At 63.6% G+C, this 24,560-nt stretch carries 20 protein-coding genes, 1 tRNA gene, 1 pseudogene and 1 riboswitch; of the genes and pseudogenes, 10 read left to right on the top strand and 12 right to left on the bottom strand.

Annotated elements, in window-relative coordinates; all coding sequences use genetic code 11:
• Nucleotides 1–228 precede the first annotated feature (228 nt).
• On the top strand, nt 229–1,227 hold the full coding sequence (locus AC0C6X_RS02925) for an Hsp33 family molecular chaperone (protein ID WP_173515499.1): 999 nt from the start codon (nt 229–231) through the stop codon (nt 1,225–1,227).
• Between the two features lie 109 nt (nt 1,228–1,336).
• Here the strand turns inward: AC0C6X_RS02925 and apaG are convergent, their stop codons facing one another.
• Both apaG and AC0C6X_RS02915 read right to left on the bottom strand, forming a co-directional pair.
• Nucleotides 1,337–1,729 carry a Co2+/Mg2+ efflux protein ApaG gene (apaG, locus tag AC0C6X_RS02920; protein ID WP_065773477.1) on the bottom strand — a complete coding sequence of 131 codons (393 nt, stop codon included), beginning with the start codon at nt 1,727–1,729 and terminating at the stop codon, nt 1,337–1,339.
• A 226-nt stretch (nt 1,730–1,955) separates the two neighbouring features.
• The gene (locus AC0C6X_RS02915) at nt 1,956–3,140 is read right to left on the bottom strand and encodes an O-succinylhomoserine sulfhydrylase (RefSeq protein ID WP_173515500.1); all 1,185 of its coding nucleotides are present in this window, start codon (nt 3,138–3,140) and stop codon (nt 1,956–1,958) included.
• A 44-nt stretch (nt 3,141–3,184) separates the two neighbouring features.
• Nucleotides 3,185–3,263, bottom strand: a riboswitch (SAM riboswitch).
• 74 nt (nt 3,264–3,337) lie between these two features.
• Between AC0C6X_RS02915 and AC0C6X_RS02910 the strand changes: the two genes are divergently transcribed.
• The 3 genes from AC0C6X_RS02910 (at nt 3,338) to AC0C6X_RS02900 (ending at nt 5,568) form a co-directional block, all read left to right on the top strand.
• Nucleotides 3,338–4,435 (top strand): 2'-deoxycytidine 5'-triphosphate deaminase, encoded by a 1,098-nt coding sequence (locus AC0C6X_RS02910; protein WP_173515501.1) that lies wholly within the window; start codon nt 3,338–3,340, stop codon nt 4,433–4,435.
• 82 nt (nt 4,436–4,517) lie between these two features.
• Nucleotides 4,518–4,592, top strand: a tRNA-Gly gene (locus tag AC0C6X_RS02905).
• A gap of 142 nt (nt 4,593–4,734) precedes the next feature.
• Nucleotides 4,735–5,568, top strand: a complete 834-nt coding sequence (locus AC0C6X_RS02900) for a transporter substrate-binding domain-containing protein (protein ID WP_472951817.1) — start codon at nt 4,735–4,737, stop codon at nt 5,566–5,568.
• A 41-nt stretch (nt 5,569–5,609) separates the two neighbouring features.
• Here AC0C6X_RS02900 and AC0C6X_RS02895 read toward each other — a convergent pair whose 3' ends face one another.
• From AC0C6X_RS02895 to AC0C6X_RS02880, 4 genes are all read right to left on the bottom strand, one after another.
• Nucleotides 5,610–6,020, bottom strand: coding sequence for a tellurite resistance TerB family protein (locus AC0C6X_RS02895; protein ID WP_247958159.1), 411 nt, complete (start codon nt 6,018–6,020; stop codon nt 5,610–5,612).
• A 141-nt stretch (nt 6,021–6,161) separates the two neighbouring features.
• A complete protein-coding gene (locus tag AC0C6X_RS02890; protein WP_472951815.1) occupies nt 6,162–7,013 on the bottom strand; it encodes a thermonuclease family protein in 852 nt (283 codons plus the stop codon).
• A gap of 13 nt (nt 7,014–7,026) precedes the next feature.
• The gene (locus AC0C6X_RS02885; protein WP_472951813.1) at nt 7,027–7,680 is read right to left on the bottom strand and encodes a S24 family peptidase; all 654 of its coding nucleotides are present in this window, start codon (nt 7,678–7,680) and stop codon (nt 7,027–7,029) included.
• Between the two features lie 226 nt (nt 7,681–7,906).
• Nucleotides 7,907–8,416 carry a winged helix-turn-helix transcriptional regulator gene (locus AC0C6X_RS02880; RefSeq protein WP_173515506.1) on the bottom strand — a complete coding sequence of 170 codons (510 nt, stop codon included), beginning with the start codon at nt 8,414–8,416 and terminating at the stop codon, nt 7,907–7,909.
• Between the two features lie 137 nt (nt 8,417–8,553).
• On the opposite strand from AC0C6X_RS02880, the pseudogene AC0C6X_RS02875 reads away from it, so the two are divergent.
• A pseudogene (locus tag AC0C6X_RS02875) lies at nt 8,554–9,026 on the top strand (SRPBCC family protein).
• 67 nt (nt 9,027–9,093) lie between these two features.
• On the opposite strand, the gene AC0C6X_RS02870 reads toward AC0C6X_RS02875, so the two are convergent.
• Nucleotides 9,094–9,675, bottom strand: a complete 582-nt coding sequence (locus tag AC0C6X_RS02870; RefSeq protein WP_472951810.1) for a LysE family translocator — start codon at nt 9,673–9,675, stop codon at nt 9,094–9,096.
• A gap of 215 nt (nt 9,676–9,890) precedes the next feature.
• On the opposite strand from AC0C6X_RS02870, the gene AC0C6X_RS02865 reads away from it, so the two are divergent.
• A complete protein-coding gene (locus AC0C6X_RS02865; protein WP_247958154.1) occupies nt 9,891–10,814 on the top strand; it encodes a DMT family transporter in 924 nt (307 codons plus the stop codon).
• Between the two features lie 140 nt (nt 10,815–10,954).
• On the opposite strand, the gene AC0C6X_RS02860 is transcribed toward AC0C6X_RS02865, so the two are convergent.
• The 4 genes from AC0C6X_RS02860 to AC0C6X_RS02845 form a co-directional block, all read right to left on the bottom strand.
• Nucleotides 10,955–13,171, bottom strand: a complete 2,217-nt coding sequence (locus tag AC0C6X_RS02860) for an FAD-dependent oxidoreductase (RefSeq protein WP_247958153.1) — start codon at nt 13,169–13,171, stop codon at nt 10,955–10,957.
• Nucleotides 13,172–13,182: 11 nt separating this feature from the next.
• Complete coding sequence (locus tag AC0C6X_RS02855; protein WP_472951807.1) at nt 13,183–13,596, bottom strand: YbaY family lipoprotein; 414 nt, start codon at nt 13,594–13,596, stop codon at nt 13,183–13,185.
• 2 nt (nt 13,597–13,598) lie between these two features.
• Nucleotides 13,599–14,807, bottom strand: a complete 1,209-nt coding sequence (locus tag AC0C6X_RS02850) for an acetyl-CoA C-acetyltransferase (protein ID WP_173515512.1) — start codon at nt 14,805–14,807, stop codon at nt 13,599–13,601.
• Nucleotides 14,808–14,878: 71 nt separating this feature from the next.
• On the bottom strand, nt 14,879–16,675 hold the full coding sequence (locus AC0C6X_RS02845; protein ID WP_472951804.1) for an acyl-CoA dehydrogenase C-terminal domain-containing protein: 1,797 nt from the start codon (nt 16,673–16,675) through the stop codon (nt 14,879–14,881).
• Between the two features lie 523 nt (nt 16,676–17,198).
• Here AC0C6X_RS02845 and AC0C6X_RS02840 point away from each other — a divergent pair.
• The 4 genes from AC0C6X_RS02840 to AC0C6X_RS02825 all read left to right on the top strand — a co-directional run bounded on the left by AC0C6X_RS02840 (nt 17,199) and on the right by AC0C6X_RS02825 (nt 23,523).
• A complete protein-coding gene (locus tag AC0C6X_RS02840) occupies nt 17,199–21,023 on the top strand; it encodes a peptidoglycan-binding protein (RefSeq protein WP_472951801.1) in 3,825 nt (1,274 codons plus the stop codon).
• 338 nt (nt 21,024–21,361) lie between these two features.
• Nucleotides 21,362–22,288, top strand: coding sequence for a sulfite exporter TauE/SafE family protein (locus AC0C6X_RS02835; protein ID WP_472951799.1), 927 nt, complete (start codon nt 21,362–21,364; stop codon nt 22,286–22,288).
• Complete coding sequence (locus tag AC0C6X_RS02830) at nt 22,288–23,088, top strand: TIGR02186 family protein (RefSeq protein ID WP_472951796.1); 801 nt, start codon at nt 22,288–22,290, stop codon at nt 23,086–23,088. The genes AC0C6X_RS02835 and AC0C6X_RS02830 overlap by 1 nt, the downstream gene beginning before the upstream one ends.
• Nucleotides 23,089–23,286: 198 nt before the next feature.
• Nucleotides 23,287–23,523 (top strand): Lrp/AsnC ligand binding domain-containing protein, encoded by a 237-nt coding sequence (locus AC0C6X_RS02825; RefSeq protein WP_065774359.1) that lies wholly within the window; start codon nt 23,287–23,289, stop codon nt 23,521–23,523.
• Nucleotides 23,524–23,571: 48 nt separating this feature from the next.
• On the opposite strand, the gene pdeM is transcribed toward AC0C6X_RS02825, so the two are convergent.
• Complete coding sequence (pdeM, locus tag AC0C6X_RS02820; RefSeq protein ID WP_472951794.1) at nt 23,572–24,303, bottom strand: ligase-associated DNA damage response endonuclease PdeM; 732 nt, start codon at nt 24,301–24,303, stop codon at nt 23,572–23,574.
• Nucleotides 24,304–24,560: the final 257 nt, after the last annotated feature.

Genomic DNA, 24,560 nt, shown 5'->3' with positions numbered 1-24,560 from the left:
GCGCTATTGACATCGCCGCTGTGCGACACGATCTAGGCGGCATGTGGGGCGCTCCTGACAGCAGTGAAGCGCCGACTGCAACGGGGTTGTGCGCGGCGCGTTGGCGAACGGCACACCCCCGATGGACAATCCGTTCATCGCGGGATCAATTGAGACAGCGGGCACGTTGCGCCGGGGGGATAGGAATGTCCCGGGCGTAACGCAGTTGGCTGATGCAAGGAGCAAGACATGACTGACATGACACCAGGGCTTGGTGAATTCGACTTTGCCGGTGACGATCACGTCGTGCCTTTCCAGGTGGAAGGTCTCGATGTGCGCGGCCGCGCCGTGCAGCTCGGCCCGATGCTGGACGCAATTCTGGAGCGCCACAACTATCCGCTTCCGGTCGCGCGGCTCGTTGCCGAAACCGTTGTGTTGACGGTGCTTCTCGGCACCTCGCTTAAGTTCGAAGGCAAGCTGATCGTCCAGACGAAGGGGGACGGTCCGGTCGATCTAGTCGTCGCCGACTTCTCGACGCCGGACCGCGTGCGCGCCTATGCCCGCTACGATGCGGATGCGCTGGCCGCCGCCGAAAAGGATGGCCGCACCCTTCCGCATGAATTGCTCGGCAAGGGCGTGCTCGCCTTTACCATCGATCAGGGCGCTCATACCCAGCGCTACCAGGGCATCGTCGCACTTGACGGTGCCACGCTGGAAGAAATCGCCGGCGTCTACTTCCGCCAATCGGAGCAGATCCCGACCAAGGTCAGGCTCGGCGTCGCCGAGCTGCTCGATCGCGATGAGAACGGCAAGCCGCGCCATCGCTGGCGCGCCGGCGGCATGGTCGCGCAGTTCCTGCCGGAAGCGCCCGAGCGCATGCGCCAGCCTGATCTCTCCGGCGGCGACGGCGATAACGGCGAAAGCGTCGTCAAGGACGACGATCACTGGGCGGAAGCCAAGGTGATGGTCGAGACGATCGACACCGACGAGCTGACGGACCCGACGGTCGGAACCGAACGCTTGCTCTACCGGCTGTTCCACGAGCGCGGCGTGCGCGTCTATGAACCGCAGGCGGTTTATGACCGTTGCAGTTGCTCGCGCGAGAAGCTCCGTTCGGTGCTCGCCAATCTGGAAGCGGATGATCTCGAAAGCACCATCGAGGATGGTGTCGTAAAGGTCACCTGCGAATTCTGCTCGACGACCTACCGTTTCGAAGCAAGCGAAGTGCAGCCGCAGGAGCAGGCGTGACTCCGGACAAGCGCGTCGCGATCCTTCAGAATCGCCCCTTGCGCTTTAAGCCCTTGATATTTCGCATGTCGTTATCGCAGGATCGCTGCACGTTTTGGCGCGACATGCTTTAGTTCAGGGTACGCACGAGCCCGGGTGAATCGAGCGAGAAGGCGGGGATGGCCACGTTGAAGGTCTCTCCGCCTTCTGATTCCATGCTGTAGTGGCCGAACATCACGCCCGATGGCGTATCCAGCGGGCAGCCGGACGAATATTCGTAGGTATCGCCGGGATTGAGCAGCGGCTGCTCGCCGATCACGCCGGGACCGCTGACCTCATCGACCTGTCCGTTCTCGTCCGTGATATGCCAGTAGCGGGTCATCAGCCGCACGGCTGCGTCGGAATGGTTGGAAATGACGATGCGATAGCCCCAGACATAGCGGCCGTCATCAGGATCCGACTGCTCTTCGAGATAGTACGGCTCCACCGTAACTTCTATGTCGCGGGTCAAAGCGCGATACATGGGCAACACCTTGCTTCAGGTCTTTCAGGGTATTCTACAGCAAGATGGTTTCGTCAAGAATAACGGCAAGATTGTGCATAGCCATTCTGGGGCAATGGCTTGCGGCATCATGATCGGGTGTTTGAGCCCTCTCGTTCCCGCTGCCACGGCGTAACGCGGGGGGGGGCGCCGCGAGGGATCGACGGCCGCCGCCTGCTGCGACGGCCGTAGGTTTCGGTGGGGCGTCTCAGGCCTTGACGGCCTTCAGCGCGCGGGCGAAATCCTCGACAACGTCCTCGCTGTCTTCGATCCCGGCGGAGAAGCGCACCGTGCCGGCGGAAATGCCAAGTTCTTCGCGGGCCTCGTCGGTGAGGTTCTTGTGCGTCGTCGTTGCCGGATGGGTGATCAGGCTCTTGGAATCGCCGAGGTTGTTGGAGATGCGAACGATCTCGAGCGCATTCTGCAGCGCGAAGGCTGCCTCCTTGCCGCCCTTCAGTTCAAAGGCGACGAGGGTGGAGCCGCCAGTCATCTGCTTGGCAATGATGTCCGCCTGCGGGTGATCCTTGCGGCCGGGATAGATGACCTTGGCCACCTGCGGCTGCTCTGCCAGGAAGTCGGCGACGCGGCGTGCGGTTTCCGTCTGCTGGCGTACGCGCAGCGGCAGGGTCTCGATGCCCTTCAGCAGCGTCCAGGCATTGAACGGCGACATGGCCGGGCCGGTGTGGCGGAAGTAGTCGTGCAGGTTCTCGTCGATCCATTCCTTGTCGGAAAGCACGACGCCGCCGAGGCAGCGGCCCTGGCCGTCGATGTGCTTCGTTGCGGAGTAGACGACGATATGCGCGCCGAGTTCCAACGGTTTCTGGAAGAGCGGGGTCGCGAATACGTTGTCGACGACGACCTTGGCGCCGATCTGGTTGGCGAGCCTGGCGACGCCGGCGATGTCGATCACTTCGAGTGTCGGGTTGGTCGGGCTTTCGAGGAAGAAGACCTTGGTGTTCTTCTGGATCGCCTTTTCCCAGTTCGCCAGATCGCGGCCGTCGACCAGCGTGCATTCGATGCCGTATTTCGGCGCGAGCGTTTCGACGACCCAGCGGCAGGAGCCGAAGAGCGCGCGCGCGGCAACGATATGATCGCCGGCCTTCAACTGGCAGAGGATCGCCGCGGAAACGGCAGCCATGCCCGAGGCCGTGGCGCGCGCGTCTTCGGCGCCTTCCAGCATGCACATGCGCTTTTCGAACATGTCGTTGGTTGGGCTGCCGTAGCGGGCATAGATGAAGCCCTCGGTCTCGCCCTTGAAGCGGGCTTCGGCCGCTTCCGACGTTTCGTAGACGAAGCCCTGGGTCAGGAAGATCGCTTCGGAGGTTTCGCCGTGCTGCGAGCGGGTGGTTCCGCCATGAACCAGTTGCGTTGCCGGGCGCCAGTTTTTGCTCATGTGACGATCACTTTCAAAAACAAAAAAACCGGCCGCGTGAAGGGCCGGTTTGACACCCGGCCTTTTTAGCTACTTGTTTAACGTGGCTGCAAGCCGACCGGCCAAATCACCACGGGATAAAGCTCCAATACTGCTTGGGTGCGCTTGCGTCAATTCCCGGAGTTTGGTTTTGTCTCGCAACTGGAAAGAGGACTGCAATGGGCCGCGACACTGGGATTTTGGCCGACCGCGCGATCGCCGCGCTGTTCGAAACGGGACGCCTGAAGAGCGAGAGGCCGCTGGATGCCGATCAGATCCAGCCGGCAAGCCTCGACCTGCGCCTGGGCGCCAAGGCCTTTCGCGTCCGCGCGAGCTTCATGCCCGGCCCGTCCCACCTCGTCGCCGACAAGCTTGACCGGCTGAAGCTGCACGTGGTCGATCTGACCGACGGCGCGGTGCTGGAAACCGGCTGCGTCTACATCGTGCCGCTGATGGAGAGTCTGGCGCTGCCTGCGGGCATGTCGGCCTCGGCCAATCCGAAAAGCTCGACCGGCCGCCTCGACATCTTCACCCGCGTCATCACCGACCGCGCCCAGGAATTCGACAAGATCCCGGCCGGCTACAGCGGTCCGCTCTATCTCGAAATCAGCCCGCGCACCTTCCCGATCGTCGTGCGCCGCGGTTCGCGCCTGTCGCAGATCCGCTTCCGCATGGGCCAGTCGCTGCTGTCGGAGCAGGAGTTGCTGGCGTTGCACGAGAGCGACGTTCTCGTGGCGAGCGAGCGTCCGAATGTCAGCGGCGGCGGCATTGCACTGTCGATCGACCTCAAGGGAACCGGCCCGGACGGCCTGATCGGCTACCGCGGCAAGCACCACACGGCGGTCATCGACGTCGACAAGAAGGCGCAGCACGCGATCTTCGACTTCTGGGAGCCGCTCTACAGCCGCGGACGCGACGAGCTGATCCTCGATCCGGACGAGTTCTACATCCTCGTCTCGCGCGAAGCGGTGCATGTGCCGCCGCTTTATGCGGCCGAGATGACGCCGTTCGATCCGCTGGTGGGCGAATTCCGCGTGCACTACGCCGGCTTTTTCGATCCGGGCTTCGGCCATGCGTCTGCCGGCGGCAGCGGCAGCCGCGCCGTTCTGGAGGTCCGCAGCCACGAGGTGCCGTTCATTCTCGAGCATGGGCAGATCGTCGGCCGGCTGATCTATGAACACATGCTGGAACGTCCTGACGGCCTCTACGGCCTCGGTGTCGGCTCCAACTACCAGGCGCAGGGCCTGAAGCTTTCGAAGCATTTCCGCGCCGAGTAGGGGATTTTGCACGGGACCCTCGTGCGATACCGCGCAAGGGTCCTTGACAGATCGTCCCGGTTCGGGAAATTTCGCAAGTCTCGCGGGTGTAGTTCAGTGGTAGAACGCCAGCTTCCCAAGCTTGATGTCGTCGGTTCGATCCCGATCACCCGCTCCAATTCTCGCTGATCTTTGTGTTGCCTCGTACTTCTAGAGGCTATGGCAAGTTGCGATCGCGACGGATAACTTGGTACGCGATGAATCATCAAGCGGTTCTAAGGGCCGCCCCCTGCCACATGAGACGTGCCGGTCCGCTGCCCATGAGATTTCTTTCCTTGTTAACTCTTTGCGCGTCCTTGATCGCAACGCCGCTGGCGGCACAGCCGAAGGACCTGCCCATTCTGTTCGATGCGCGCGAGCGTATCGCCAAACCCGATCTCACGGGCCTTGCCCGCTTGCGCTTCCTGACGACCGTGGACTTTCCGCCGTTCAACTTCATTGATCAGTCCGGCAAGCTCTCCGGTTTTCACGTCGATCTCGTGCGCGAGATCTGCCGCGAACTCGATATCGAAGCCAAATGCCAGATCCAGGCCGTGACCTATGCGGAACTTCTGCCGGCGCTGGAAGAGGGGCAGGGCGAAGCCGTTGCCGCCGGCATCGCCGTCGGCCCGGAACTGCGCCAGCGTTTCGGCTTCTCGCGCGCCTTCATGCGGCTTCCGGCGCGCTTCGCCATCAATTCCAAGGCGGCCGGCGCCGTGGCAGGTCCGCAGGACCTCAGGAAAAAATCCGTCGGTGTCGTGGCGGGTACGACGCATGAGGCCATGTTCAAGGCGTTCTTCCCGAGGATCGAGGCCAAGGTCTTCCCGGATCGCGACGCCATGCTGGCCGCGCTGCAGAAGGGTGAGGTGCCGGCGGTCTTTTCCGACGGCTTGCAGCTTTCCTTCTGGGTCCCAGGCACAACAGCCGGCGGCTGCTGCGCGCTCGTCGATGGCGCCTATTTCTCGCAGCGCTTTCTCGGCGAAGGCCTGACGATCATGAACCGCAAATCCGAACCGGCCCTGACCCAGGCTATCGACCACGCGTTGCTGGCGCTGTCGCGCAGCGGCCGGCTCGAGGAAATCTACCTGCGCTACTTCCCGAACGGCATTTACTGAGTGCCAGGTGGGCTTGGCGTGACCGCCAACGAATGACAGGGCTACCGGCGGAAGCGGGCAAGCGCACCGCGCTCGATTGCCGCGCAGGTGAGCTTGTCGAGACCCAGGCGATCGCGCAGCAATTGCAGCAGCCGAATCTCTTCGTTGCGAATCCGCTGGTCCGCCGCGGAGATTTCGACGGCGAGTGCATAGGCCGTCTCGTGGAATTTTTCCGGAAGCGCCTCACGCACGATCTCCAGGACGATGTCCAGCCCTTCGGGAGCCGCGAGCTGGGCGGAGCATTCGTGGCCGATATGGACGAGCCGGTCCTCGTCGAACCCGTCGAAAACGGGCAGGAACTGCACGAGCCGACCGATGCGGGCGAATTCGTCGTCGCTCATCTCGCGGTCGACCGCCGACATCATCACCATGACATAGACGAGAGCTTCGTGGTGACTGAGGCTTGGCAGCATGGGGCTTTCCGACGGTAGAGCAATTCCAGGAAAGGCGTGAAGCGGTTTCCACCCGGATTGCGGAGTTTCAAAGAGCCGGATCATCCCAATGAAAAAGCGAGACGATCCGGACAATTGAGAACTGGGAATTGCCGCGGCCGTTTACAAGTCCGGCTGCGGCTCCTCCATCCCGGTGCCGAGGGTTGGATCATCTGATGTCATCGGCGTTTGGCTGAAGTCGCGCGGATCGTCGCCATGGAAGCCGAGCTTTGCCTGGCGTGCGGCGTCGGCCCGTTTCTCGAGCGGCGAGCCGGGTACGGGCGTTGCCCAGCCATTATCGACCAGCCAGGCCGCGAGGTCCTGCCCGCCGAGCGAGCAGGAAGCCGTGGCCGATGGGCCGGCGCCTCCCTCGGGCATGTCGCAGCTCACCGCACGGGCGCGCAGAAAGTTCCGGAAGGCAGTCCGTGCGACGATGCCGCAGGGCCAGCTCTTCCCCCCGGTTTCGCAGGTTCTCTCCGCCTGCTCGGGCTCGATGCCATCGATCTGCAACGTCAGCTTGTCGAACTGGATCACGCCGGCGGCGATCGCCACGGGGCGATAGAGGATAGTCGGCCCGGCGGTCTTCGCTTGCTTCTCCGGTTCCGACAAGGGTGCGCGCGGCTCCGCCCGTTCGAGCGGTGCGCTGGTGACCGTGTCGGGCAGGCCGAACTGTTGCGGCTCGATGGCGCGTGCGGTTTTTTCCGTCGTCGGGGGCTGCGGTTGCTCGCCGGTCGCAGACGCGTCTGGCGCGGAAGCGCCGCCAGAGGACGTGCCGGGATCGAGTGGCACGTCTTCGCCCGTTTCGGCCTGATCCGGGGCCGGCTCGATTTCCGTCATGTCGGGCGTTTCGAGAACGAGGTCCGGCGTGGCGGCACTCTCGCGGTCACGGATGGCGGCCGCACCCGCATAGAGGATGCCGGTGAAAAGCGCGATCGCGGCGATGCCGCCGGCAAGGGTGTATAAATGCTGCCGCATCAGGAAGAACGTCCTATTGGCTGGCCCAGATGATCCGGGCGATCCATTCGATCTGGCTGATCTCGAAGCTCCTGTTCGGGTGCTCCGGGTTGAGGGAAAGGAGCTCGATCGTGCGCGGCGTCTGGCGTGTCAAGACCTTGGCCATGACCTCGCCTTCGCGCGTCTTGACCACCACACGGTCACCGCGCCGAACCTGCGCGCCCGGATCGACGATCAGGGTGTCGCCGTCGCGGTAAAGCGGCATCATGCTGTCGCCCTGGACCTCGAGCGCGTAGATGCCGGTCCGGCGTTCCGCGGCCGTCGGGAAATCGATCACATCCCAGCCTTGGCCGGCCGGGAAACCGCCGTCGTCGAAGAAGCCGCCCGCGCCCGCCTGGGCAAAGCCGATCAGCGGGATCGCCGCACTCGCCGTCGCCGGGGCAGGGGCCTGCGTACCATCCGGGCTCAACAGGCTGGTGAACTGGTCGATCGTCGCGCCGGTCGCCTCGAGCACCTTGGCAATCGATTCCGTCGATGGCCAGCGTTCCCGCCCGTCGGCAGAGTGGCGCTTGGATTTGTTGAAGGAGGTGGGGTCGAGCCCGGCGCGGCGGGCGAGACCCGAAGGCGAGAGCTGATTGCGCTCGGCCAATGCATCGATGGCGTGCCAGATCGTGCCGTGAGACAACATGCGAAGGATCCGGGCCGAACGGGGCGGCCGCTTGCTGGTTTGTTCTGCACCACACTACCGAAAGCCTGGGTTCCGGTAAAGAATCCGAAGGAAAATAGTCCTTTCTCCGTCATTTGCCTTGGGGGCGGCGTGCCCTTTGCTTTGCTCGACGGACGGGACAGGCTTTCATCGGAGGGAACGCTTTGTTGGCGCGCATGAAACCCGAGTGTCTGCCGTTCGATCGCGGTCACGCCGTGGCCTTTTCTCGCGCTATCCTTGCCACCACCTCTTCATAGGCGGCCTGCAGCATGGCGCGCACCCGCGGCGGTCCATCGAGAGGCGCACCGAGATGGTCGTGCCGAAGCTCGTCCATGAAGCGATCCCAGAGCTCGGGGCCGCCATTTTCCATCAGTTCGGCGCGGATGCTGAGCTCTTCGCTGACCGGCAGGTAGCGCCGTCCCCAGGCGCCGAGCTGGGCCATGATCGGTACCAGCGCGATCGTCATCTCCGTCAGGCTGTAAATGGCCTTCTGCTTGTGGCTGGGGTCGTCGGCCTTGGTCAGCATGCCCTGCTCGACCAGCATCTTCAGCCGGTCCGCAAGGATGTTCGACGAGATGCCCTCTTGGGATCGCAGCAATTCTCGGAAGTGCCGTTTACCGCCGAAGATCATGTCACGAATGATGAGCAGGCTCCATTTGTCGCCGAACACTTCGAGCGAAAGATTGATCGGGCAACCCGAGCGAATGTCGTCCTTCATTGGCACCTCTTCAAGACCGCTTGCATTATCGCATCAGTGTGGCTACTGTGCAACTGCTTTCAAAATTATAGCGGTTTTAAAATTAAATCAGTTAGACGAGGCCGTCACCGATTACCGGCTCAGAGGAGACGAGGAACATGACCGACCGATCGATTGAACATTCGAGCTTTACCATCGAGCGCAGCTTCAAGGCGACGCCGGAGCAGGTGTTCAGGGCGTTCTCCGAGCCGGCTGCAAAGGAACGTTGGTTCGTCACTGCTGACGGCTGGCCGGTGGCCGAATTCAGCCACGACCTCCGTGTCGGCGGCCGCGAAAGCGGTCGCTTCAGCCAGGACGACGAGACGATCTACTGCGACGACACTGTCTATCTCGACATCGTCGAGAACCGCCGGATCATCTTCACCTATGCGATGACAGAGAACGACAGGAGGATTTCCGCCTCCATCGCCACGGTCGATATCGGGCCTGAGGGTCGTGGATCGCGCCTTGTCTTTACCGAGCAGGCCGCCTTCCTCGATGGGCTCGACAAACTCGAATACGACGTGAGGGCTGGGAACGGTTGATCGACGCGCTGGCCAAGGAAGTCGGCGAGACGGCTGCGGCGGCCTGACGGCTGTCAGGTTCTCGCAGGGAAACTGAGGTATTCCTGAAGCGCGATCCGGTCTTCCGTTGATGCTTCAATGCATGGCCGCGATCGCGCTGCCGGCAATTCCCATGGAAAAGAACGTGAGGCAGACGGCGGCAATCCGGCGCGGCAGATGTGATGCCGACAAACCTTTCGACATCTGTACCAGCATGGCGCCGGCGCCGATCCAGCTCGCGCCGACGGTGACGACCAGCAGTGAGAAGCCCGCGATCCAGGGCCAGATGGCTGCCAGTCCGGTTTGCGGCAGCAGCACCAGCGCGACGATCAGCGCCTTCGGATTGAGCAGCGTCGTGACGAAGACCTGACGGATGGAGATGACGACACCTTCGCTGCGCTCGGCATCGGTGGTCCAGAGCGCATAGGCGAGGTAGAGAACCCAGCAGGCGGCGACGAGCCTGAGCGCAAGGCCGAGCTGCGGATGGGCGGCGAGGAATGGCGCCAGAAGCGCCACGGCCGGAATGATGACGGCGAGATAGCCGCCGAGCTCGCCGATCAGCAACGGCAGCGAACGGCGGAGCCCGACTGAGGCGCCGGAGAGCCAGAGCAGTGTGTTTGTCGGCCCCGGCGTTGCGAGCAGGATCAGGGCGGCAAGGGCAAAGGCGAGCGGTTGCATATCGTTGGACCTGGTTTCGTGGCCGTTATCGCCGTCTTGTAGCAACCGCGCAAGCGCCCGGTCTTGATCTCCATCAAGCGCGCTCCGATCCTTCCAGGAAACCATCCCAAGAAATCGCCACAACCGGTCGCGAAACACCCCTTCCGCGTGTATCCCGGTCGCGCTATCAGACCGTCGCTGCCGCTCTTCTTCCCGCCGGCGCGATCGAGGCTTCCATGAACAAGACCGTCCTGTCAGGCATCGTCATGACGACGTTTTCCTATTTCCTGTTCTCGTTGCAGGATGCGTCGGTCAAATGGCTCGTCGTCGGCTATTCGGTCTGGCAGATCCTGTTTACCCGCAGCATCACCATCCTCGTGCTTTGCCTGGTCATTGGCCGCGGCAAGCTGGTGCGCAGCGCCGTCGCGTCCCCGGTGATCAAGCCGCTCTTCGTGCGCAACCTGCTGCTGCTCGCCGCCTGGCTCTCCTATTTCAACGCGGCGCGCGATCTCGGCCTCGCGGAGATGACGACGCTCTACTATGCCGCGCCGATCATCGTGACCCTGCTCGCCGTGCCGATGCTGAAGGAAGACGTGCCGCCGATCCGCTGGTTCGCCGTTTTCGTCGGCTTCGTCGGCGTGCTCATCGCCTGTGATCCGCTCGGCACCGGCATGAAGCTGTCGCTGCCCGTGTTCCTGGCGCTCACCGCCGCCGTCTTCTGGGCGATCGGCACCGTCATGCTGCGCAAGACCGCGCTCCAGGAAACGACCTTGGTGCAGATGACCATCTCCAACGTCTTCTTCATCGCGATGACCGGGCTTGCCGTCGGCTTCTTCTGGACGCCGCCGGCGCTCTTCGACGTCGCCCTGATGGCGGGCACCGGCGTCATTGCCGGCATTGGCCAGTTCGCGCTGTTCGAGGGCATGCGCCGGGCGCCGATCTCGGTCATCGCGCCCTTCGAATACACCTCACTCGTCTGGGCCTTCGGCTTGGGCTTCCTGATCTGGGGTGACGTCCCGGCCGTCAACGTCTTTGCCGGCGCCGGCCTGATCTTCGCGGCCGGCCTGCTGATCATCGTCGGCGAACGCCTGGCGCACCGTCGCGCCGGTGCATCCCTAGACGGACGTACTGTGGATCAGACCGCCTCAGAGGTCGTGTAGCGGCGCTCCACCGTTTCCTCGTAGATGCGGAGACCTTCGCCTGGACGGACGTAAGCAACGACGCATGTCAGGCGGGAAAGCCGAGGCCTGAAACGAAAGCAGGCCCCGCGAGGGGGCCTGCTTCCTTCGGTGAGCTTGGCTTACGCCGCCTGCTTCTTCTCGCCATAGGGGTCGAAGCGGCCGTAGAAGGTCTCGCTGCGTTCGGCCATCTCCTTCAGGAGCGCCGTCGGCTTGAAATGGTCGCCATAGTCCTTGGCAAGCTTCTCGCACATCTTGACGAAGGCCTTTACGCCCATGCCGTCGATGTAGGAGAGCGTACCGCCGGTATAGGGCGCGAAGCCGAAGCCGAGGATCGAGCCGACATCCGCTTCGCGCGGGTCGGTGACGATGCCTTCTTCCATGGTGCGGGCGGCTTCGAGTGCGATCGTCGCCAGGAAGCGCTGCTTCAGTACCTCGACATCGATCTTGTCGGCGTCCTTCTGCGGATAGAGCGTCTTCAGCTCCGGCCACAGGTACTTCTTGGCGGGCTTCGCCGGGTACTCGTAGAAGCCTTTGCCGTTCTTGCGGCCGCGACGGTCGAGCTCGTCGACCATCTTGTTGATCAGCGCCATGTGCTTGGGATCGACGGCCTTTTCGCCAAGGTCGGCGACGGTGGCCTTCAGGATCTTCTGGCTGAGATCGATCGCCACCTCGTCGTTGAGCGACAGCGGACCAACCGGCATGCCGGCCATCTTGGCGGCATTCTCGATCATCGCCGGCGGCACGCCTTCGATCAGCATGTCATAGGCTTCGTGGATGTAACGGAAGACGCAGCGATTGACGTAGAAGCCGCGGGTGTCGTTGACGACGATCGGCGTCTTCTTGATCGCGGCGACATAGTCGAGCGCCGTGGCGAGCGCCTTGTCGCCGGTTTCCTTGCCGAGGATCACTTCCGTCAGCATCATCTTCTCGACCGGCGAGAAGAAATGGATGCCGATGAACTGGCCGGGGCGCTTGGAGTTCTTGGCAAGGCCGGTGATCGGCAGCGTCGAGGTGTTGGAGGCAAAGATCGCGTCTTCGGCGATCACCGCTTCCACCTTCTCGATCACGTCCTTCTTGACCTGGCGATCCTCGAACACCGCCTCGACGACGAGGCCGGCGCTCTTGAGGTCGTTGTAGTCGGCCGACGGCGTGATGCGGGCAAGCAGCGCTTCGCCTTCTTCCTTGGTCAGACGGCCCTTGCCGATCGAATCCTTGACCAGGCCCTCCGAGTGGGCCTTGCCCTTTTCGGCCGCTTCCATGTCGCGGTCGATCAGCGTGACGGGGATGCCGGCGGCGGCCGTCACATAGGCGATCGAGGCGCCCATGAAGCCGGCGCCGACCACGCCCACATGCTTGAACTCCGACTTCGGCACGCCGGCCGGCCGGCGGGCGCCCTTGCCGAGCTCCTGCATCGAGACGAACAGCGAGCGGATCATCGAGAAGGCTTCGGTCGTCTGAAGAATCTCGGTGAAGTAGCGCTGCTCGATCTTGAGCGCCGTATCGAACGGCACCTGCAGGCCTTCATAGACGCATTTCAGGATGGCGATGGCGCCCGGATAGTTGCCGTAGGTCTCGCGGCGCAGAATGCCGGAGGCAGCCGGCCAGAGCTGTGCCGAAGCCGGCGTCCAGATGCCGCCGCCCGGAACCTTGTAGCCCTTCTCGTCCCAGGGCTGCACCGGCTTCAGGCCGTTCTTGATCATCGCCTTGGCGGCGTCGACCAGCTTGTCGGCGTCGACGACTTCGTGCACGAGGCCGAGCGCCTTGGCGCGCGCCGCCGTCAGCGACGAGCCTGTCGTCATCATTTGCAGCGCATCCTGCGCGTTGGTGAGGCGCGGCACGCGCTGGGTGCCGCCGGCGCCCGGGAAGATGCCGACCTTGACTTCCGGCAGTGCGATCTTCACCGATTTCGAATTGGATGCGACGCGGCCGTGGCAGGCGAGCGACAGCTCGAAGGCGCCGCCCATGCAGGTGCCGTTGATCGCCGAGACCCAAGGCTTGCCCGAGGTTTCGAGCTTGCGGAAGAGCCCGGTCATGCGGCCGACCAGGTCGAAGAGCTTCTGGGCGGCGTTATCCGGATCCTTCTTCTTCTCCTCCTGCTGGAAGGTGAACATCGACTTGATCATCGACAGGTCCGCGCCGCCGGAGAAGCTCGACTTGCCGGACGTGAAGACGACGCCCTTGACCGCAGCGTCGGCGGTGGTTGCGTCGACGATGGCGTTCAGCTCTTCCATTACCTCCTGAGTGAAGACGTTCATCGACTTCTCAGGCATGTCCCAGGTGACGAGCGCGATGCCGTCGGCGTCGGTCTCGATCTTGAAATTGGTGTATTGCGTCATGGTTCTCCCCCTCAGTAGAGAATGGGTTCGATGTGCAGCGAGATGTTCGATCCGCCGCTGTAACGTTGTTTGCTGGTGTTGGTGGCGATCAGCCGCCCGTCGCGCTCGACGCGGATGGTGAAGCCCGCGTCGACGGCCTTGTCGAGCTCGGGCCTCGGCACCTGCAGCACGAAGGGTACGCGGTTTGCCTTGCCGTCGCTGACGACCGATGTCTCGGCGATCAGCTTGGCGGCGGCGTCTGCCACGCCCTGGTCCTCGAGCCTTATGGCGACGGTGCCGGCCGGAACCGGTCCGCTGGCGACATTGGTGATCGCACCGGTGAGCGTGAAGCTATCGCCGCCCTCTTCCTCGTCGGAGACGCAGCCGGCGGCTGCAAGCAGCCCCAGGCCCATCAGTCCGAGAAGCGTGCGGCGCATCCCGTCCATCGTCAGACCCTTTCGATGACCGTGGCCGTGCCCATGCCGGCGCCGATGCACAGTGTCACGAGCGCGGTGTTGAGATCGCGGCGTTCCAGTTCGTCGAGCACGGTGCCGAGGATCATCGCGCCGGTGGCGCCGAGCGGATGGCCCATGGCGATCGCGCCGCCGTTGACGTTGATCTTGTCGTGCGGGATGTCGAAGGCCTGCATGTAGCGCAGCACGACTGCGGCGAAGGCTTCGTTGAGCTCAAAGAGATCGATGTCCGACAGTTTCATGTCGGCGCGCTTCAGAAGCTTTTCGGTGACGTCGACCGGGCCGGTCAGCATCAGCGCCGGGTCGGAGCCGATATTGGCGAAGGCGCGGATGCGGGCGCGAGGCTTCAGGCCCATGCTCTCGCCGCCGGCCTTGGAGCCGAGCAGCACGGCTGCGGCACCGTCGACGATGCCGGAGGAGTTGCCGGCATGGTGCACGTAGTTGATCTTCTCGATTTCCGGATGCGCCTGGATGGCGACGGCCTCGAAGCCGCCCATCTCGCCCGGCATCTGGAACGACGGGTTGAGCGCGGCGAGCGCCTGCATGTCGGTGCCGGGACGCATGTGCTCGTCACGGTCGAGGATCGTCAGGCCGTTCTGATCCTTGACCGGCACGACGGACTTATTGAAGTAACCCTTTTCCCAGGAATGCGCGGCGCGTTTCTGGCTCTCCACTGCATAGGCATCGACGTCGTCGCGGCTGAAGCCGTATTTGGTGGCGATCAGATCGGCGGAAACGCCCTGCGGCATGAAATAGGCCGGCAGGTTGACCGAGGGGTCCATGAACCAGGAACCGCCGGACATGCCCAGGCCGACGCGCGACATGCTCTCGACGCCACCGGCAATGACGATGTCGTCGGCACCCTGGGCGATCTTGGCAGCGCCGAAGTTGACGGCGTCGAGACCGGAGGCGCAAAAGCGCGAGATCTGCATGCCGGGGGCGCGGGTCGAATAGCCGGCTTCGAAGGCGGCGGCCTTCGGGATCACCGAACCGGCATCCATCACCGGATCGACGCAGCCCATGATGATGTCGTCCACGGTCGACGTATCGAGGTCGTTGCGGTCACGCACCGCTTCCAGCATCTTGGCGGCGAGGCGCACGGAGGGCACTTCGTGCAGCGATCCGTCCTTCTTGCCACGGCCGCGCGGCGTGCGCACGTGGTCGTAAACGAAGACTTTCGTCATGTCTCATCTCCCTTTCGGCAGCACCGGAAGTGCCGCCAGTCAAAACATTTTAGATCGAGTCCGCGGCGAGATTAGAAAGCGGCCGCGTCGAGCGCCATCAGCGTGTCGGCACCGGTTTCGATGCGGGCTTTGCGCAGGGCCGTTTCCGGCAGGATCCTTTCCATGAAGAAGGTCGCGGTGATCAGCTTGTTCTTCAGATAGTCTGCGCGCGCCGTTTCGCCAGAGGCAAGTTTTTCCTGCGCGGTCTTGGCGATCTTCGCCCACATGTAGCCAAGCACGACGAGGCCGAAGAGGTGCATGTAGTCGGTCGAGCCGGCGCCGGCATTGTCGGGCTTGGCCATGGCGTTCTGCATGAACCACATGGTGGCGGCCTGCAGGTCGTTGAGGCCCTTCTTCAGCGCCTTGGTATAGGCGGAGAGCTTCTCGTTGCTGCGGTTTTCCTCGCAGAAGTCGCCGATCTCCTTGAACAGCGCCATGACCGCACGGCCGCCGTTCAAGGCCAGCTTGCGGCCGACGAGGTCGAGCGCCTGGATGCCGTTGGCGCCTTCGTAGATCATGGCGATACGGGCATCGCGGACATACTGGCTCATGCCGTGTTCTTCGATGTAGCCGTGGCCGCCGAACATCTGCTGCGCCATGACGGCGTGGTCGAAGCCCTTGTCGGTCAGGACCCCCTTCAGGATCGGCGTCATCAGACCGAGGATGTCATCGGCCGTCTGGCGATCGGTCTCGTTGTCGGAACGGTGGGCGATGTCGGACTTCAGCGCGGTCCACAGCGTGAAGGCGCGGCCGGCTTCGTTGAAGGCCTTGATCGTCATCAGCGTGCGGCGGACGTCCGGATGCACGATGATCGGGTCGGCCTTCTTGTCCGGCGCCTTCGGGCCGGAAAGCGAGCGGCCCTGGATGCGGTCGCGGGCATAGTTGGCGGCGTTCTGGTAGGCGACTTCCGCGATCGAGAGGCCCTGCATGCCGACGCCGAGGCGGGCCTCGTTCATCATCACGAACATGGCGTTGAGGCCCTTGTTCTCTGCGCCGATCAGATAGCCCTCGGCTTCGTCATAGTTCATGACGCAGGTGGCGTTGCCGTGGATGCCCATCTTGTGTTCGATCGCGCCGCAGGAAACGCCGTTGCGTTCACCCGGTTCGCCGTCGGCATTCAGCTTGAACTTCGGCACGATGAACAGCGAGATGCCCTTCACGCCTTCCGGTGCGCCCTCGATGCGGGCAAGCACCAGGTGGATGATGTTTTCCGACATGTCGTGTTCGCCGGCGGAGATGAAGATCTTCTGGCCGGAAATCTTGTAGGTGCCGTTGCCGGCGGGCACTGCCTTGGTGCGCAGCAGGCCGAGGTCGGTGCCGCAATGCGGTTCGGTCAGGTTCATCGTGCCGGTCCAGGTGCCGGCTACCATCTTCGGCAGATAGGCCTGCTTCTGTTCGTCCGAACCGTGAACGAGGATCGCGGCGATCGCGCCCTGGGTGAGGCCCGGATACATGGTCAGAGCCATGTTGGCCGAGGACATGTATTCTCCGACGGCGGTGTGCAGCGTATAGGGCAGGCCCTGGCCGCCGAATTCCTCGGGAACGGCAAGGCCGAGCCAGCCGCCTTCACGGTAGAGATCGAAGGCTTCCTTGAACCCCTTCGGCACGCTGACCGATGCGTCGTCGTGGCGCTTGCAGCCTTCCTGGTCGCCGGAGAGATTGATCGGGAACAGCACCTCTTCGGCGAGCTTGGCGGCTTCACCGACGATCGCTTCGATCATGTCGGGCGTCGCGTCGGCGAAGCCCGGAAGGTTGTTGTAGCGTTCGATGCCGAGCACGTCGTTCAGGATGAAAAGGGTGTCGTCGACTGGAGCCTTGTAGATGGGCATTCTTTCCTCGCCTTTGGTGCTTCGGGCGTCTCGTCGTCGACGCCCGGTTGCAGATGCCGGATGCGCCGCCCTCCTCTAGGGCGCCGTGCGTTCGGGCGAACGTGGAAGGGACGCCCTAGCACTTTGATTCTAGAGCATCTTTCCGCTTCCAGTGATGGCACGTGAAAGCGGGATGCCCTAGGCGGTCTCGCATCGTTGGTGGGATGCTACAAAATTTTGACGTTTGCGTAAACGTCAAAAATTGCGGGTTGCGAAGTTTCGTCGCGAGCACCGGGGGAGCGGAAAGCGGGGCGGAGACCCGCGCTCGCGGCCGATCCTGCCAAATCGTTAAAAAATCGGGGCAGATTAACGGCTTGTTTACCACGTTTCATGAAAGGTGCGTGTTGAGATGGTCGAAGCTGCAACGAGTCCTGGCGTCGTGTCGTTGTAGCTTTGCCCACGTCGGAAGCGCCACAGGGGTGAAGAAAGCTGTTTTCTTCCGTGACGACTTTCGAGATGGCCGACGACAGGGGCGAAGAACACCATGAATGGATCGCGATCAAATCCTCAGCGCGCAGGCAGCCAGTCCTATGGCGAGCGGCCGTCGCTTGACGCCTTGAACCGCACCATCGAAGGACTCGAGGCGCGGATCGAAGGCCTGATGAGCGGCGCGGCCCGCGACGCGGCGCCGAGGCCGCCCGAGCGCGAGCGCCTGCCGGCCCGCGAATCAGCCAGAGAACCGGTAACGCCCCGCGACGCCGTCGCCGAAATCATGCAGCGCCAGCGCAGCCTCAGCGCTTCGCGCGAGCGCCCCTCCCTTCGCGACCGGCTGCCGCAGCGCGAGCCGGAACGTTATACCCCTGAGCGCACGGTCTCCGACCGCTTCATCGACGAGCCGAGCCGGCAACCGCTTCACAGCCAGCCGCAGCGTCCGTCGTCGGCCGTCAACGACATTGCCGAAGCGCTGGTCGGTCTGCGCCAGGATCTCAAGCGCGACATCACCGACGGGCTGACGCGCGAGATGAATTCGCTGCGGTCCGAAATTCGCGGCATCAAGGCCCAGGCGCAGGATCACAGCTTCGCCGAAGACGTGCGCGGCGACATGCAGCGCCTCGCCGACAGCATCCAGCAGCTCGGCCGTCAGGCCTCCCCGGCCCAGGCCGACGCGCTGCGCGGCGACTTCGACGAACTGCGCGCCATGATCGACGGCCTGGCGCGTGAAGACAGCATGCGCCGCATGGAGAGCCGCTGGAACGGCGTCGAGGACCGGTTGATCGCGTTTGACCAGAACCGTGACGACGAACTGGTGGCGCTTGCCTATCGGCTGGACGAGATCAAGTCGCAGATCGGCTCGCTGAAGAACAGCTCCGCCGTCGACGCGCTGGAAGACAAGCTGATCGCCGTTGCCCAGGCGATCGAAATGCTGGGCCGCCAGATCCAGCCCGACGACCGTCGTCTCGTCTCGCAGTTTGCCGATCTCGACAGCCGGCTCGACGAAATCAGCCGCGCCATCGCTGCCAACAGCCGCACGACGACCGGTCTCGACGGTGGCTTCGTCAATCGGCTGGAGAGCCGGCTCGGCGACCTTTCGCGCCAGATCGACAACCTGTCGCGCCCGAACGATTCCGGGCTCGGCGCACGCCTGGAGGCCTTGACGGCCCGGGTCGAGGACCTCGCCAGCGAAAAGGCTGCCGCCCGGCTGGAGGAACGTCTCGACCAGCTTTCGCTGCTGATGGAGCGCAGCAACAGGACCGCGCAGGCGGATCTCGGCGATTACCTGTCGGACATTTCGCGCAAGATCGAGGCCCTGGATCAGGGCAGCGTCAACGACGCACTGGCCGAACGGCTCGACTATCTGGCACGCCGGATCGACGAACTTGATGCCCATGGCGGACAACCGGCATCCGACTCGCGCTTCGACCGCCTGGAAGATCGGCTGGTCGGCATCGCGCAGCGTCTGGAAGAGACCCACGCTGCTCCGTTCGACGATCGCGCCGCCCTGCAGAACCTCGAAGCGCAGATCGCCAATCTGTCGACGCTGGTCAGCCAGCCGCGCGCCGATGTCGCTGCAAGCGCAATGCCCGCCGATTTTGAAAACCGCATGAGTGCGCTCGAGGATTACCTCTCGACCAGCGACGAATACATCGTCGAGGCTGCCCGCCAGGCGGCCGAAGCTGTGATGGAAGCCTATGCCAAGAACGGCTCTCCCCGAGGCGCCGGCGGAGATCTGGCCGCCATCTCGGCGCTTGCCGAGGATCTTCGCACGCTCGAAGACCTGAGCCGATCCAGCGAAGAGCGCACGGCGCGCACCTTCGAGGCGCTGCACGAGACCCTCGTGCAGATCGCCGACAAGCTGGAGCGCATCGAAAATCGCGAGCCGGCAATGCCGGCACGGGCTGGAACGCCGGTGCGGCGCGAACCTGCACAGATGTCCACGGCCGCACAGCCGGAATTCGACGATCCCTTCGGCGGCAACGATCTCGATGACCGTTACGAGGATCTGCAGCGCAACGTCCGCGCCTTGCAGGCCGAAGATCAGGCTGTGGCCGCGCAGACCGGCGAGCCGGCAACGGCTTTTGCCGATGAACAGCAGGTCTCGACCGTTGAAGTCGAAGACGTGCGCGAACCGGCCGCGGCAGCCCGCACCGGCTTGATTGCCGGTCTCACCCGGCGTTTCTCCGGCAAGCGGTCCGAGCAGGCACCGGAGCAGGCCCGGCAGATCGTCGAGCCGACGCCGTCGATCGATCCCTCCGAAATGCTTGCGCCCGAAGAGGCCAATCAACTCCTGGAGCCGGGTTCCGGCGTTCCCGACGTCAAGAAGATCCTGGAACGCGTGCGTGCCGGCCAGATGAGCAAGGCGGGCGTTCAGCCTGCCGATGGCGACAAGTCGGATTTCATCGCCGCCGCCCGCCGTGCCGCCCAGCTCGCGGTCGAAGAAGCCGACACCCTGAACAGGGTGGGTCAAGGCGGCAAGACCTCCGTCATCGGCGGCGCTTTCGCTCGCCATCGCCGGCCGATCCTGATGGCCGTCGGTGCGGTGCTGCTGGCAATCATGTCCTACCCGCTGGTCAGCAACATCCTGAAGAAGCACGAGACCGCACCGGTGGAGCCGGCGGCGATCATCGAGCAGCGGGCGGTGCCGGAATCGCGCGAAAACAAGATCGTAGATGACCTCCTGCCGCAGACGGCGGCCGTGACCCCGGCTGCGACCCCCGTCACGGCATCCGAGACCGCTGTCGCTGCGCCTCTCGATTCCGTCGAAGCACCAGCGAAGGTACCCGAAACTTCGATCTCGGTACCGGCAACCGCCGTGCCGACGACCACCATTGCGACGCCGGCCGAAGAAAAAGCACCGATGCTTGTGCCGGCCGCAGAAACGAAAACTGCTTCGCCGGCCTCCGAATTCCAGCCGACGTCGGTCGGCAACGCACCCGCCGATGGCGCTGCTGTTGTCAGTTCGCCGGCCGATGGCGCGGCGGTGACGGCACTGGTGACGACGGCTGCACCGAGCGAGATCGTGCTGCCGGAGGGTTTCGGCCCGGCGGCTCTGGTGACGGCCGCCAAGGGCGGCGACCCGCTTGCCTTCTTCGAAATCGGCGCCCGCTTCAGCGAGGGCCGCAGTGTACCTGAAAACATGGCGGAAGCCGCCAAATGGTATCAGCGCGCCGCAGACGCCGGCGTCGTTCCTGCGCAGTACCGTCTCGCAAGCATGTATGAAAAAGGCATGGGCGTAACGCGTGACGCCGCGAAGGCCAAGGCGCTCTATCTTTCCGCCGCTGGCCAGGGCAACGCCAGCGCCATGCACAACCTTGCGGTGATGCTGGCGAGCGGCCGCGATGGTTCGCCTAACTTTGCCGAGGCAACGAAGTGGTTCGCAAAGGCTGCCGAACTCGGTATTCGCGACAGCCAGTTCAACCTCGCCGTTCTCTATGCGCGGGGCAACGGCGTGCCGCAGGACCTGACCGAATCCTACAAGTGGTTCTCGGCCGCCGCCCGTGAAGGCGATATGGATGCCGCCGCCAAGCGTGACGAAGTTGCCAAGGCGATGAAGCCTGAGCAGCTCGAAAGCGCCAAGGCAAAGGCCGAGGCCTGGAAGGCGCAGCCGGTCGACGCCAAGGCGAACACGGTCGATGTTCCGGATGCCTGGGTTGGCCCGGCCAACAAGACCGCCAGCGTCGACATGACCAAGGCGGTCCGCAACATCCAGGCAATCCTGAACAACAACGGTTTCGATGCCGGCAAGCCGGACGGCCAGATGGGCAAGAAGACCGTGGCTGCCATCAAGGCCTTCCAGAAGTCGGTCGGCCAGGAACCGACGGGCGAAATCACCGAACAGCTGGTCAAGGAATTGCTGAAGCGCAATTCCTGAACCTTGGGCTTGCGCCGTAATAAAGCCGCAGAGCCGGGCGACACGGGTTGCGGGTGGCGAAGTCCTCTGCCATGTGGCTGAAAAGGTTGAAATGTCAGGCCTGCTGCATAATTCCTTAATCGGAATCAGGCTAGGAAAGAACTGATGCAGCAATCAAGGTCCGACCGTGACCTTGGCACGTCCTGGTGGAGCGCAACGCTGCAGGAGTGCATGACGGAGGCCGCCTCGCCCTCGGGAGAGGTGCCGGCCTTTCGAATAATCCCTCATTCGTGGTGAGTTGCTTGCCACATTAACCGGTTTGCCCGCCTTGCGGGCCATTGGCATATCGAGGACCCGGCGTGACGATCTATCTGCCCATCGCAGAGTTGTCGGTGAACATACTCATCATTCTCGGTATGGGCGCAGCCGTCGGCTTTCTTTCCGGCATGTTCGGCGTCGGCGGCGGCTTCCTGATCACGCCGCTCCTGATGTTCTATAATATTCCGCCCGTCGTGGCGGTGGCGACCGGCGCCAACCAGGTGGTGGCTTCGTCGATCTCGGGCGCGATCACGCATTTTCGGCGCGGCACCATCGACATCAAGCTCGGCACGGTGCTCCTATGCGGCGGTCTTGCCGGAGCGACGGTCGGCGTCTGGCTGTTTTCGCTGCTGCGCCGCCTCGGCCAGCTCGATCTGGTGATTTCGCTGCTTTACGTCGTGCTGCTCGGTACCGTCGGCGGCCTGATGCTCTGGGAGAGCATCGCCGCCATGCGCAAGGCCGCCAAGAACCAAGCGACGACCTTGCGTCGCCCCGGCCAGCACAACTGGGTGCACGGCCTGCCGCTGAAGATGCGCTTCAAGAAGTCGAAGATCTATCTGAGCGTCATTCCGGTTGTCGGCCTCGGCTTCTGCATCGGTATCCTGACCTCGGTCATGGGTGTCGGCGGCGGCTTCATCATGGTGCCGGCGATGATCTATCTGCTGCGCATCCCGACCAACGTCGTCGTCGGCACCTCGCTGTTCCAGATCATCTTCGTCTCGGCCTATACGGTCATCGTCCAGGCATCGACCAACTATACCGTCGATATCGTGCTCGCCTTCGTCCTGATGATCGCCGGCGTCATCGGTGCGCAATATGGCGTGCGTGTCGGCCAGAAGCTGCGCGGCGAACAATTGCGTGCGCTGCTGGCGCTCCTCGTTCTTGCCGTCGGCATTCGTCTGGCGATCGAGCTCGTCATCCCGCCGAAGGACATCTATTCGGTCGTATCAGCGGGGTTCGGTTTCTGATGATCCGCTTCGCTCGCACAGCCCTCGTTCTTTTCGCCTTTGCCCTGGCGGCGCCGGCCGATGCCGCGCTTCAGGATGAAAACGCCGACCTGACGGAAAAGCTGGAAATCGGCATCTCCAGCGACGAGATCGCCATCACCTCGGATTTTCGCGGCGCGGATCTGACGATCTTCGGCGCTGTCGACGGCTTCGACCAGGGGCTACTGGCCCAGGGCAGGTACAACATCATCGTGACCCTCGAAGGCCCGAAGGACAATGCGACAGTGCGCAAGAAGGAGCGCGTCTTCGGCATCTGGGTGAACACCAGTTCCATGACCTTCGAACTGGTGCCGGAATCCTATTCGCTGTCGTCGACGCGCGACATCGAGACGATCGCGCCGCCCGGCGAGATGGGCAATATGGGCATCGGCGTCGATCACATGCGGCTGGTGCCGCTCGGCTTCGTCGGCGACGGCAGCAATCTCGGCGAGTTCCGCAACGCCTTCCGCCGCATCCGCGAGTCGAGCGGCGTCTATGAACGCGATCCGGGCGGCGTGCAGTTCATCAGTGCCAGCCTGTTCAAGGCTTCGGTGCGCCTGCCGGCCAACGTCCCGAACGGTGTCCATGTGGTGCGCGCCTATCTCTTTCGCGATGGCGTCTTCGTTGCCGCCAAGGCGCTGCCGCTGCGTGTCGTCAAGACTGGCCTGGAACAGTTCATTACCCAGGCTGCGCATCAGCAACCACTCTTCTACGGCCTCGTTGCCGTGCTGCTTGCAGTCGTTACCGGCTGGGGTGCGAGCCTCATCTTCCGCAAGGAATAGTTTGGGGCAGGAGCTGACCTTGCGTTTCCTTTTTCCCGGCGCGCGTTTAAAGAAGGGGCAGCAGGATGTTTCAGGGATAAAGTACCGGGACATCCCTAAGATGTTGATCTGAAGCGCCGCGCCGAAGGGCGCAGGGTTCGAGAAAGCGGTGCTTGCGCTTGTGGCGGCAAGCGACGCGACACAGGCAGAGGAAGCCCGATGAAACCGATTTTTGTCCAGTTGCAGTGCGCTCCCGGCAAGACCTACGAGGTCGCTGACGAGATCTACCGCAAGGAAATCGTTTCGGAAATGTATTCGACGAGCGGCGACTACGACCTGATCATCAAGATCTACATCGAAGAAGGCCAGGACATCGGCAAGTTCATCAACGACAACATTGCCACGGTGCCGGGCATCTCGCGCTCGCTGACGACGCTGACCTTCAACGCGTTCTGACCAGGGCCGCGGCGGCGTGCGGACGCAACCGCAGGCTTTCCTCAAACGTCAGGCAACGAGCTTGGCAAAGCGGACCGAATAGATCCGATCGCGCCCGAGCATATGGGCGACAAGCTTGCTGCGATCGAAAAGGCCGGTCATGGCCCGATGCCTGAGGTCGAGCCCGCCGGTCGTGACGCCGAAGGCGGGCATCAGCATGCGCGCGCCATCCGTCGCAAAGCAGGCGCGGCGCACGGCCCTGTCGCGTCTCACCACCGTTGCTGCCGGGTGCAGATGGCCGGCGATTTCGCCGACGGCTTCGCCGCGCCTCGGCTCGTGCCGGAAGACGAGGCCCGCATGGCTGAGCTCGTCCATCGAGGCGCCCGGGAGCCCAAAGGCGCCGTCCGGGTCGTGATTGCCGTTGATCCAGACCCATTCGCGTCCATGTGCCATCGACGCGATCATGTGCCGGAAGGTATCCGGCATCACCGCCGAGCCGACGCGATCGTGAAAATTGTCGCCGAGGCTGATGACGAGCTTCGGGTCGTGACGGGCGATCGCTGCCTCCAGAACGCGCAGGGTCGCAAGCGTATCGTAGGGCGGCAACAGCATGCCGCGACGGGCGAAGGCGGAGCCTTTTTCCAGGTGAAGGTCGGAAACGACGAGCGTGCCCGTCTCCGGCAGATAGAGACCGCCGAGCGGATCGCAGATCGCCGCGACGCCGTTGATGACCGTCTGCGCCTGGAGGAGGGGGGCTGTCGCCGGAGCCGATAGGGTGTGAGCGAGGCGGTGCATGGTCATGCCACCATGCTGATGTAAGAATTGCTCGCGGTGACACCCCCCTCTGGCCTGCCGGCCATCTCCCCCACAAGGGGGGAGATTGGTTCGTGGCTGGCCGCTCGCTCCAAGGGGGAGGTTCGTGCCGCTGGCGAGACTCCAGACTGGTATGCGGAGCGTGCTGCACGTAATCTCCCCCCTTGTGGGGGAGATGGCCGGCAGGCCAGAGGGGGGTATGCCGCCGGACGCGACAGAGCGTCCAGAGGGGGGTAACCCGCCCA

Source organism: Ensifer sp. VA4 (assembly GCF_055710065.1).
The sequence above is the reverse complement of the archived record's forward strand: the minus strand, read 5'-3'. Positions and strand labels throughout refer to the sequence as shown.